This is a genomic window from Bordetella hinzii LMG 13501 (genome assembly GCF_001548475.1).
GTDB classification, from domain to species: Bacteria; Pseudomonadota; Gammaproteobacteria; order Burkholderiales; family Burkholderiaceae_B; genus Bordetella; species Bordetella hinzii.
On sequence record NZ_LRUJ01000003.1, the window covers coordinates 220251 to 231138 of the forward strand.

Annotated in this window: 11 protein-coding genes and 2 tRNA genes; 9 read left to right on the forward strand and 4 right to left on the reverse strand. The window is 66.1% G+C overall.

Annotated features, from left to right (window positions below; translation table 11 throughout):
- Nucleotides 1-8: 8 nt before the first annotated feature.
- Both AXA74_RS03620 and AXA74_RS03625 read right to left on the reverse strand, forming a co-directional pair.
- Nucleotides 9-902, reverse strand: coding sequence for an isocitrate lyase/PEP mutase family protein (locus AXA74_RS03620; RefSeq protein ID WP_029578998.1), 894 nt, complete (start codon nt 900-902; stop codon nt 9-11).
- Between the two features lie 20 nt (nt 903-922).
- Nucleotides 923-1645: a GntR family transcriptional regulator gene (locus AXA74_RS03625; RefSeq protein WP_029578997.1), complete on the reverse strand. Its 723-nt coding sequence runs from the start codon at nt 1643-1645 to the stop codon at nt 923-925.
- Nucleotides 1646-1937: 292 nt separating this feature from the next.
- On the opposite strand from AXA74_RS03625, the gene acnA reads away from it, so the two are divergent.
- The 6 genes from acnA (at nt 1938) to AXA74_RS03655 (ending at nt 8007) form a co-directional block, all read left to right on the forward strand.
- Nucleotides 1938-4613 carry an aconitate hydratase AcnA gene (acnA, locus tag AXA74_RS03630; protein WP_032977814.1) on the forward strand — a complete coding sequence of 892 codons (2676 nt, stop codon included), beginning with the start codon at nt 1938-1940 and terminating at the stop codon, nt 4611-4613.
- A 16-nt stretch (nt 4614-4629) separates the two neighbouring features.
- Nucleotides 4630-5991 carry a dihydroorotase gene (locus AXA74_RS03635; protein ID WP_032954854.1) on the forward strand — a complete coding sequence of 454 codons (1362 nt, stop codon included), beginning with the start codon at nt 4630-4632 and terminating at the stop codon, nt 5989-5991.
- A 19-nt stretch (nt 5992-6010) separates the two neighbouring features.
- Entirely contained in the window at nt 6011-6733 is a 723-nt protein-coding gene (locus AXA74_RS03640; RefSeq protein WP_029578994.1) for an isochorismatase family protein, read from the forward strand.
- A 4-nt stretch (nt 6734-6737) separates the two neighbouring features.
- Nucleotides 6738-7733 carry a CobW family GTP-binding protein gene (locus AXA74_RS03645; RefSeq protein ID WP_032977817.1) on the forward strand — a complete coding sequence of 332 codons (996 nt, stop codon included), beginning with the start codon at nt 6738-6740 and terminating at the stop codon, nt 7731-7733.
- A gap of 53 nt (nt 7734-7786) precedes the next feature.
- A tRNA-Gly gene (locus AXA74_RS03650) sits at nt 7787-7862 on the forward strand.
- A 71-nt stretch (nt 7863-7933) separates the two neighbouring features.
- Nucleotides 7934-8007 (forward strand) — tRNA-Cys (locus AXA74_RS03655).
- A 49-nt stretch (nt 8008-8056) separates the two neighbouring features.
- Here AXA74_RS03655 and AXA74_RS03660 read toward each other — a convergent pair.
- Nucleotides 8057-8719: a hypothetical protein gene (locus tag AXA74_RS03660; protein ID WP_032977821.1), complete on the reverse strand. Its 663-nt coding sequence runs from the start codon at nt 8717-8719 to the stop codon at nt 8057-8059.
- Between the two features lie 214 nt (nt 8720-8933).
- On the opposite strand from AXA74_RS03660, the gene AXA74_RS03665 reads away from it, so the two are divergent.
- Together AXA74_RS03665 and AXA74_RS03670 are read left to right on the forward strand one after the other, a co-directional pair.
- On the forward strand, nt 8934-9254 hold the full coding sequence (locus AXA74_RS03665) for a hypothetical protein (protein ID WP_032977824.1): 321 nt from the start codon (nt 8934-8936) through the stop codon (nt 9252-9254).
- Nucleotides 9255-9305: 51 nt separating this feature from the next.
- Nucleotides 9306-9881, forward strand: coding sequence for a DUF2946 family protein (locus AXA74_RS03670; protein ID WP_032977827.1), 576 nt, complete (start codon nt 9306-9308; stop codon nt 9879-9881).
- Here AXA74_RS03670 and AXA74_RS03675 read toward each other — a convergent pair.
- Nucleotides 9859-10263, reverse strand: coding sequence for a DoxX family protein (locus tag AXA74_RS03675; protein WP_029578989.1), 405 nt, complete (start codon nt 10261-10263; stop codon nt 9859-9861). The two genes, AXA74_RS03670 and AXA74_RS03675, sit on opposite strands and share 23 nt — an antisense overlap.
- 118 nt (nt 10264-10381) lie before the next feature.
- Between AXA74_RS03675 and AXA74_RS03680 the strand changes: the two genes are divergently transcribed.
- The coding region (locus AXA74_RS03680) for a LysR family transcriptional regulator (RefSeq protein ID WP_162266974.1) at nt 10382-10888 on the forward strand (507 nt) is incomplete at its 3' end.

Below are 10888 nucleotides of genomic sequence, written 5' to 3' on the forward strand. Positions count from 1 at the left end.
GGCCCGCCTCACTCGTCCAGCGTGGTCAGGCGCTTTTCGAGCGCGCGCATCTGCTCATAGCCCATGAGCTGCATGATGTCCTCGATGCCCACGAGGAGATCAGGACGGTCGACCGGCTCGCCCGTGGCGATCACCTCTTGCATGACGCCCAGGGCCTGGCGCATGCCGTGGATGGCCGCGGCCGGCAGCATGCGGGGCAGGCTGATGCGCTTGACGCCGATCTCTTTCAGGCGCGCCAGGGGGATCAGCGGCGTGGTGGGACGATTGCGGATGCCAAAGCCCATGTTGATGGTCAAGGGCACGCCGGCGGCGTCCACCAGGCGCTTGATGTCGTCCTCGGTACGCACCGCGTCAGGGAAAATCATGTCGGCACCGGCGGCCGCATAGGCGCGCGCCCGCCGCACCGCGCCCTCGATGCCTTCGACGGCGATCGCATCGGTGCGGGCGATGATGACGAAATCATCGTCGCGGCGCGCCAGGCAGGCCGCCTCGATCTTCTTGACCATCTCGGCCTGGCTGATCACGTCCTTGCCCGGCATATGGCCGCAGCGCTTGGGACTGACCTGGTCTTCCAGGTTGACGCCCGCCACGCCCGCCTCTTCGAACATCTGCACCGTATGGAACACATTGACCGGGTTGCCATAGCCGGTATCGGCGTCGGCGGTCAGCGGGATGGACACCGAGCGCGCCAGGTGGCGGCAATGCGTGACGTTTTCGGCCAGGCCCATCACGCCGATATCGGCAATACCCAGCAGCGCATTGGACACCGCCGCGCCACTGGTGCAGGCAGTCTTGAATCCAGCCGCCTCGACCAGGCGGATGCTGTAACCATCGTAGACGCCCGGCGACACGATGAAGGGCTCGTTCTTCAACAGTTGCCGGAATTTATTGCGCGGATTCATGTCTTGCTGCTCCAGGACTTTCAGGCGGCCGTAACGGGATACCCGGAGAGATTGGGCGTCCCTTCGGCCAGATGATCAAAAAGATGCTGCGCCGCCCGCTCGATGTGTGAACGCATGAGCGATTCGGCCAGTTCGGGGTCGCGCGCGCGGATGGCGCGCAGGATTTGCCAGTGCTCCGCGTAGGCATCGTCCTTGCGTTCGAGCACCGTGCCCGAATGCCGGCGATAGACACGCAGCAGGTGATAGAGGTCGCCGCATAGGCTGTTGATGATGCGCTGGTTGCCGCTGGCGCGGACAATGCGCTCATGGAAGTCAAAGACCCTGGGCTTGGGGGCCAGGCCTTGGGCGGCCTGCTGGCGCCGCTGGCGATCCTCGTCGAGTTCGGCGAGCAACTGTTCGATGTCCGCGTCGCTCATGCGGCGGGTGGCCAGATTGCAGGCCACGCCCTCGAGCGCCATGCGCATCTGGAACAGCTCCAGCGCGGATTCCGCCGACAGGGTGACGACGCGGGCCTTCATATAGGGTTCGCGCGTGATCAGCTGGATGCCCTGCAGGCGGCGCACCGCCTCGCGGACCGGCCCGCGGCTCACCCCGAACTCCTGCGCCAGCGCCACCTCGTTGATGACGCTGCCGGGCGCCAGGCGGCCCTGGTAAATGGCGTCGAGCACCTGGTCGAACACCACATCGGCCAACGGACCGGCGGCGTCTTCCTTGATGATGAGGGCGGGCGAGGAATTGCTCATAGTGTTGACAGACTAGCAAACGAAACCGAAAAGTGTCAACTCTTTTGCCGTGACAGCAAGACCACGGAACCCCTCACCCTTGCGCCTCACTCCCGGAGAATGCGATTAAATCGGGTCAAAATACCCGGGAAAACCCTAAAACAACGCCTTGAAGCGCTTAGACACTTAGGCGCGACACTCAAAAACTGTCAAAAAATATCCGAGAGAACGAGCCCACTCGCACCGTAGTGTTGACACTATACCGGGATCAGTCTTAAGATGACCCCAGCCTGGAATTTCTTCTTTCGCCACCATGATTCGTGTTTTATCCAGCGGCGGCCGGTCGCTGCACTATATGGACCTGGCCGGCGCGGCCCGGGGCCGCGACCTGCAAGCGCAGCCTTACGTCATTCGCATCCTGCTGGAGAATCTTTATCGCCATCAGCACTGGGGCGACGCCATCTCCGACGAGGAAATCGCGCGGCTGTGGAACTGGCGCGACCATGTGGGCGCCGATCTCGCCCTGCATGTCGCGCGCGTCATCCTGCCGGACTCCAGCGGCTTGCCCGTGCTGCAGGACCTCGCGGCCCTGCGCGACGCCGTGGCGCGCAATGGCGGCGACGCGGCCCGCGTGGACACCCGCATCCCGGTCGATCTCATCGTGGACCATTCGCTGCAGGTGGACTACTGGGGGGATGCGCAGGCGGTCTCGCGCAACCTGAGACGGGAGTTCGAGCGCAATGACGAGCGCTACCGCTTCCTCAAATGGGCGCAGCAGGCCTTCAAGGGCCTGCGCGTGATTCCGCCCGGCATGGGCATCATCCACCAGATCAACCTGGAGTATCTCGCGCCCGTGGTGGCCACGCGCGACCGCGGCGACGGCAGCTGGGCCTATCCCGATTTCGTGATCGGCGGCGACTCGCACACCCCCATGGTCAACGCCCTGGGCGTGTTGGGCTGGGGCGTGGGCGGCATCGATGCCGAGGCTGCCCTGCTGGGCCAGGCCTATACCTTCCCCGTCCCCGATGTGGTGGGCGTGCGCCTGAGCGGCCACATCCGCCCGCCGGCCTTGACCACGGACGCGGCGCTGCTTATCACCCAGCGCCTGCGGCAAGCGGGCGTGACCGGCCGCATGGTGGAGTTCTTCGGCCCCGCGGCGGCCGAACTGAGCATCCCCGAGCGCGCCACCATTGCCAATATGGCGCCCGAGTACGGCGCGACCTGCGGTTTCTTCCCGATCGATGCCCAGAGCCTGGCCTACGCCCGCATGACGGGGCGACCCGAGGCCCAGGTGCAACTGATCGAAGACTACGCCAAGGCCAACCATCTCTGGCGCGATGCCGGCACGCCCGTGCCGCAGTACAGCCGCGTCATCGATATTGACCTGTCCGACGCGCTGCCCAGCATGGCCGGACCGCGCCGCCCGCAGGACCGCATGCCCTGGCAAGACGTGCCGGCGGACTTTCGCGGCCGCCTGACCCGGCCGCTGAACGAGGGCGGTTTCGGCCTGCCCGCAGCGCCAGCGGCGGCCACGCGCGAGACGCCAACGCACGGCTCGATCGTGCTGGCGGCCATCACATCCTGCACCAACACCTCCAACCCGGCCGTCATGCTGGCCGCGGGCCTGGTGGCCAAGAAGGCGCTGGCATTGGGGCTGACGCCGCCGGCCTGGCTCAAGCGCTCGCTGGCGCCCGGCTCGCGCGCCGTCACCCGCTATCTGCAGGACGCCGGCCTGCTCGAAGCCTTGCAAGCGCAGGGATTCGAAGTCATCGGCTATGGCTGCACCACCTGCGGCGGCAAGTCCGGTCCGCTGACGCCCGAAGCCGCCGAGGCCATCGGCGCGCAGGGCCTGGTCACCGCCGCCGTGCTGTCGGGCAACCGCAATTTCGAAGGCCGCATTCACAAACTGGTGCGCGCCAACTACATCGGCTCGCCAGCCATGGTCGTGCTCTATGCCTTGGCCGGCCGCATCGACATCGACCTCCAACAGGAGGCCCTGGGCCAGGGGCATGACGGCCGCCCCGTGTATCTGGCCGATGTCTGGCCCACGCCGCAGGAAATCCAGGCCTTGCTGCCCCACGCCGCCAATCCGCGCATCTTCGCCGAGGTGTATGCCGCCGACAGCCTGGACAGCACGATCTGGCGGGAGCTGCAGGCCCCCGCCGGGCTGCGCTTCCCCTGGGACCCGGCGTCGCACTACCTGGTCGAGCCGCCCTTTTTCCAGGACGGCCCGCGCCAACCGCTGCAAGACCTGGCAAACAGCCTGCAGCATGCCCGCGTGCTGGCCGCCTTCGGCGATTCGCTCACCACGGACCATATTTCGCCCAGCGGCGAAATCCCCGCCGATACGCCGGCCGGCCGCTATCTCACTCAGGCCGGCCTGGCGCCGCGCGATTTCAACACCTATGTGGCGCGGCGCTGCAACCACCATGTGATGACACGCGCCACCTTCGGCAATATCCGCATCAAGAACGAACTCGTGCCCGGCACCGAGGGCGGTTTCACACGGCACTTCCCGGATGGCGCCATGACCACGATCTTCGAGGCCGCGGCCGCCTACCGCCAGGAAGGCAGCGCCGCCATCGTCCTGGGCGGCAAGGACTATGGCATGGGCAGCAGCCGCGACTGGGCCGCCAAGGGCTCGGCGCTGTTGGGCGTGCGCGCGGTGATCGCCGAATCCTTCGAGCGCATTCACCGCGCCAACCTCGTCGGCATGGGCGTGCTGCCGCTGGCCTTCGAGCCCGGCCAGGGCTGGCGCCAGCTGGGCCTGGACGGCAGCGAGGAATTGGCGCTGCGCAATGTCGAGGCCGGCATCATGGCCGCCGAGCCCATCGAAGTCACCGCCCGGGCCGCCGATGGCAGGACGACCCGCTTTACCGTGCGCGCCCAGGTCCTGACCGAAGCCGAGCGCCACCTCATGGCCGCCGGCGGCATCCCCGCCAGCGTGCTGCACAGTTTCTTGAATGAACCGGCCGCCAACCCCGCCTGAGCAGGAAATGACAACCATGCTGGACCTCGTACTTATCAACGCAAGACTGATGCTGCCCGGCCAGGGCCTGACCGAAGGCATCCTGGGCGTGCGCGACGGGCGCATCGTGCTGATCGCCGAACCGGGCGATGCCCCCGCGGCGCGCGAAACCATCGACTGCCAGGGACTGTGGGTGCTGCCCGGCCTGATCGACCCGCACGTGCATTTCGGTTTCGGCTCGCCCGAGACAGACTTCGAGACCGAATCGCGCTTCGCCGCGCTGGGCGGCACGACCTCGGTGCTGTCCTTCCACCGGTCGGCCGACATCCGCGAGTCTTTCGACGCGGTGCGCGAGCGCGCGCTGGCCCAGAGCTGCGTGGACTTCGGCTTTCATTTCGGCATCACCAGCCACCTGCACGTGGACACGCTGGAAGACATATCGCGCCGCTTTGGCGTGTCTTCGTACAAGCTCTACATGATGTACAAGGGCGCGGCGGGGCTGTCCAAGGGTTTTACCGACATCGACGACGGGCTGCTGTACTCGGCGCTCAAGACCACGGCGGCCATCCCTGGCGCCATCATGGGCGTGCACTGCGAAAACGTCGAAGTGATCCCGGTGCTGCGCGATCCGCTGCGCGCGGCCGGCCGCGATGACCTGAAGGCCTGGAACGAGCAAAGCCCCGATTTCCTGGAAGCCGAGAACGTGCACCGCGTGTGCTACTTCGCCAACAAGGTGGGCGCGGCCGTCAACATCGTGCACCTGAGCAGCCGCGAGGCCCTGGACGAGGCGCGCCGCCACCGGCGCACGCCCGGCGCCCCGCCGATCTATGTCGAGACCTGCCCGCACTATCTCTTCCTGAATGACGAGTCCCCGGCCGGCACCTATGCCAAGGTCAACCCGCCGGTGCGCGGCCAGGACGACGTGGAAGCCATGTGGGAAGGCGTGCTGGACGGATCCATCACCACCATCGGCACCGACCATGTCCCGCGCAAGCGCGTCACCAAGGACAAGGACATCTGGGCGGCCACCAATGGCTTCCCAGGCACCGGCCTGATGCTGCCCATCCTGCTGCATGAAGGCTATCACCGCCGCGGCGTGCCGCTGGAGACCCTGATGAAGGTCGCCGCCGAGAACAGCGCGCGCATCTATCGCATGCCCGGCAAGGGCAGCATCGAGATCGGCAAGGATGCCGACCTGGTTGTGGTCGACCCGGACCTGGAGCGCGTGGTCGATCCGGCCACGCTGGAATCAAACTCCGACTACTCGCCGTATGAAGGCATGACCCTCAAGGGCTGGCCGGTGCGCACGCTGGTGCGCGGGCGCACCATCGCCCTGGACGGCCGCATCACCGACCAGGCGCGCGCCGAGCCCGGCGGCCGCTATCTCAACCGATTTTGATTTTTCCGCAGGAACCGACATGAGCGAAACCAAGAAACGCATCTGGGACGACTTTCTGACCGAGCGCGACAAGCAGGTGCTGGCCCAGGCCGGCTACGGCAAGCGCGGCGGCTTCGGCAAACGCCCCGCCCTGTTCATCATCGATGTCCAATACAACTTCTGCGGCGACACGCCCCAGGACATTCTCGAAGGGCTGAAGCAATACCGCACTCATTGCGGCCGAGAAGCCTGGGAAGCCGTCGAACATATCGTGCCCCTGCTGGAGCTGGCGCGCGAGAAGAACATCCCGGTGTTCTATACCGAAAGCGGCCGCCGCGCCGACCTGCTCGACAGCGGCGTGCAAGTGGGCAAGAACCATCGCGGCGGGGAAAAGACCGTGCTGGCCGACACCCATGCCACGCAGACCGTCGAGCCCCTGGCGCCGCGCCCGCAGGACATCCGCATCACCAAGCAGAAGCCGTCGTGCTTTTTCGGCACCATCTTCATGAGCCACCTGAACTTCCTGGATGTGGACACGCTGATCCTGGTGGGCTGCACCTCCTCGGGCTGCCTGCGCGCCACCACGGTCGATGCCTATTCCTATAATTTCAAGGTCATCATCCCCGAGGAATGCGCGTTCGACCGCTTCCAGTCCAGCCACGCCATGAGCCTGTTCGACCTGAACTGCAAATACGCCGACGTCATCCCCAGCGTCGAAGTGCAGGACTATCTGCGAGCCCTGCCCGCCCCCAAGGCCGATTGATGCCATGAACGCGGCGACCGCCCTGCCGGTCTATTTGTTGACCGGTTTTCTGGGAAGCGGCAAGACCACCCTGCTCTCCCGCCTGGTGCACAGCCCTGCCTTCCAGGACACCGCCGTCATCATCAATGAATTCGGCGAGGTCGGCCTGGACCATCTCTTGCTGGGCCAGGCCGATGACAGCGACGCGGTGCTGCTGGATTCGGGCTGCCTGTGCTGCGCCTCCAGCAGCTCGCTGGCCGAGACGCTGGAGTCCTTGTACTACCGACGCCAGCGCGGCGAACTGCCGCCGTTCGCGCGTGTCGTGGTCGAGACCTCCGGCCTGGCCGACCCCGGGCCGGTGATCAACACCCTGGCCTCGGACACGCTGATTGCGCGCCACTACCGCTTTGCCGGCGCGGTCGCCACGCTGGACGCCGTGCATGGCGTGCAATCGGTGCAGGACTACCGCGAGGCGGCCACCCAGATCGCCATCGCCGACCGCATCGCGCTCACCAAGACCGATGTCGCTGCGCCGCAGGCGGTGGCCGCCGCCCGCCAGCTTCTGGCCGCGCGCAATCCCACCGCGGGCGTGCTGGCCACGACGCCGGACAACATTGGCAGCAGCGCGCCGGCGCTGTTCGAGGACCTGCAGGCCGGCCATCTCGATGCCCTGCCCGCGCAGGCCGCCGGCCCGGCCACGCCCATCGCGCACGTGTTGCGCTATGGCATTGCCTCCTATGTGTGGCGGCAGACCGGGCCCATCGGGTGGGAGGCCTATGCGCGCTGGGTGCGCTATCTGCAGCAGCACATGGGCGAACGCCTGCTGCGCGTCAAGGGCCTCCTGCGCTGGCGCGACGGCTCGCTGCGGGCCGTCCATGGCGTGCACCATCTGTTCAACGCGCCCGAGCCCCTGGCCGGCCAGGACGCGGCGCCGCAGGCCGGCGCCCTGGTCGTGATCGCGCGCGACCTCTCGGCCGACGAACTGGCCCAGGCCATGCGCCATCTGGAAACGCCCACTTGAACACGTGCCCAAAAAATGTGTATAATTCTTTTCTTCGTTGAACACGAAGCCCTGCGGGAATAGCTCAGTTGGTAGAGCGCAACCTTGCCAAGGTTGAGGTCGCGAGTTCGAGACTCGTTTCCCGCTCCAAATTCAAAAGGGAAGCTTAAGGCATCTAGCCCTTGCTTCCTTTTTTCTTGCAGCAGCGTTTTTGCACTGCCGGCGCAATGGCAGAGTGGTTATGCAGCGGATTGCAAATCCGTGTACGTCGGTTCGATTCCGGCTTGCGCCTCCAAATCCCAAACCCCGTTCCGGCTTCTTCCGAACGGGGTTTTTCATTGGCCCTAGGCCCGGACCAGCTCCCAGATCTTGCCTATCGGCCCGTAGTCGCCCTGGACGGCCGCGGCCAGCAGGTCGTTCAGGTCGCTGCGCGAGCGCAGCTGCACCACGCTGCGCAGATTGGGATCGTAGTAATACATGTGGCCGCCGGGCGAAAAACGCCCTTGGCGCTTGCTGCTGACCACGCCGATGGCATGCGAACCCCGCGTTCCGACACTGACGCTGACCAGATAATAGCGGGGGACTTCGTCCAGGCGCATGAATTCCGATTGCACCATTTCCAGCGAGGTGCCTTCATAACTGCCCCGCGCGACCCTCATGCGGCGCAGGCGCAGCAGCCGGACCTTGGTATACGTGAAATTGGCGAGCTCGTCCACGACGGGACGGGAGGCTTCCAGCATCCGGGCGGCTTCGGCCGGATAGCGCTGGGCGAAGCCAGCCTTCAGGACCGCTTGCTGGAGGCGCAACTGCTTCATGAGGGAAACACCAGTCAATTCGTCCTGCTCCTGTAGGTGGCGCTGGTAGAACGCATCATCCGGCGCGGCGGCATGCGCCCGGGCGCACCATACCTGCCCCTGCCCCTCGCCCAACGTCATCTGGCTCAGCCATTCCGTGCTGAGCGACAGGCAGATGTTGGGCTGGATTCTGTTGGCGGGATAACGGACCATGGCACCCTCGGCGCGAAATGAACGACGCCGCAGCGTATACATCCACCGGCTGCCCGCGCAGGCGTAAGGCCGAAAACCGGATAGATCGAGCAACCAGGCGTAACACCCGCCGCGCGGAGGCGGCGAGCCCATCGCATTTGCTTACGCTTGCCTACCGCTGGCAGCCATATATCCGCCCCCGGCTTGCTATGGTGGCCCCGTTACTGACAAGAACATGAACACCATGAAAATCACCAAGCCGACCTGGCGCCGCGTCCTGCCCGGCGCGATGCTGGCCATGCTGGTTGCGCTATCGGCCACGCCCGCGCGGGCCGATGACCATCGCTACCATCGTGGCGGCGAGTACAAACAAAAGTACTGGGACGGGGCCTGCAAGGTGGAGCGCAAATGGAAGCGCAACGGCGAGTACAAGGAAAAGCGCAAGTGCCAGCCGGCCTACGTGCAGCCGGTCTATCCCCAGGTCGTCTATCCGCAGCCCGCCTATATGGCGCCGTCCATCGTCATCCAGCCGCCGCCCATCGTCATCCGGCCTTGAGCGCTTGCCTATAATGTCCCGGCGCGGCCTCTCGCCGCTTAGCCGCTCATCATGGACCAAGCCGTATTAGACGCCCTGCAACGCTGGCCGGATGTCCCCGCCGTCTACGGGTGGCTGTCGCTGGACAAGCGTGGACGCTGGCGGCTGCATCCCGACCAGGGCGCAGCCCAGGCCATCACCAATCCCCAGATCCTGGCCTTCATGGACCGCAACTACGCGGCCGACGCGGCCGGCCGCTGGTTTTTCCAGAACGGTCCGCAGCGGGTCTATGTCGACCTGCCGGGCGCGCCCTACATCTTGCGGCTGGACGACAGGGCCCGGGGCCTGGTCAGCCACAACGGCCTCGCGGTCCATACTGTCCGGCATTGGTGGCTGGACGACAGCGGCCAGCTTTGGGCTGAGACCGACCTGGGGCCGGGCCTGCTCGATGACCGGGATCTGCAGGCCGTGCTGGATCGCCTTGTGCTGGACGACGGCCGCCCCTTGCTGGAGGCGCCCGAGGCGCTGCAGAGCCCGCGGATCGTGCGGGGCTTGGGCGGCCTGGCGCCGCTTGCCCCGGCCGAGGCAGCCGGCCTGCCCGGACGGCTGGGCTTCGTGGCCCGGCCTAGACCCGGCGGCCGCTGCTGACCAGGGCGAACTTGCCATCGCCCAGCAGGGCCAGCACCAGGGCGGAGAAGGCCAGAAACACCGGATATTCCCAGCCGCCGCCGGGGTTGCCGAAACCCCAACCGTTGCCGAAGTGCACCGAAGCGGCCACCAGCAGCTGGACGGCGCCCGCCAGGGCGACCCAGCGCGGCACGATGCCCAGGATCAGGAAGACGCCGCCCACGATCTCGAAAAACGTCACCGGGTAGGCCAGCCAGCCCGCGAAGCCGATCTTGGCGAAGAATTGCGCCGTGCCGGGCAGGGTGAACACCAACCATTTGGTCATGCCATGGGCCAAATACATCACGCCCAGCATCAGGCGCAGAAGAAACGCCGCGTAAGGCGCGCTGCGGGTATCGATCATTGTTATCTCCAAGGGAACCATCGAATCGCCGTCAAAAGCGATGGCCGCATTTTGTCGATTCCAAAACGGGAGATAAACCGCGAAAATCGCAAATGGTTATTGCCGATTCAGGAACAATATGGACACCTACGGCGCCATGCAGACCTTCGCCAGGGTCGTGGAACTGGGCTCGTTTGCCGCTGCGGCCGACCGCGCCGGCATCGCGCGATCCGTCGTGACCCGGCAGATCGCCTTCCTGGAAGAAAAATATGGCGTGCGCCTGCTCAACCGCAGCACCCGCAAACTCAGCCTGACGGACGCGGGCCGCGCTTTCTATGAGCGCGTGCGTCCCCTGCTTAACGAGCTGGCCGAACTGGACCTGGCCTTGCAGGCGCAAGGCAGCCAGCCCACCGGCAGGCTGCGCATCGCCGCGCCCGTCTCGTTCGGGACCCTGCATCTGGGGCCGGCCATCGCCGATTACCTGCAGACCTATCCCCAGGTGATCATCGACCTCGACCTCAACGACCGGGTGGTGGACCTCGTGGAAGACGGCTATGACGTCGCGGTCCGCATCGGCCCGCTGACGGACTCCTCGCTGGTGGCCCGCCCGCTGGCCCCCCAGGCGCTGCATGTCTGCGCCTCACCC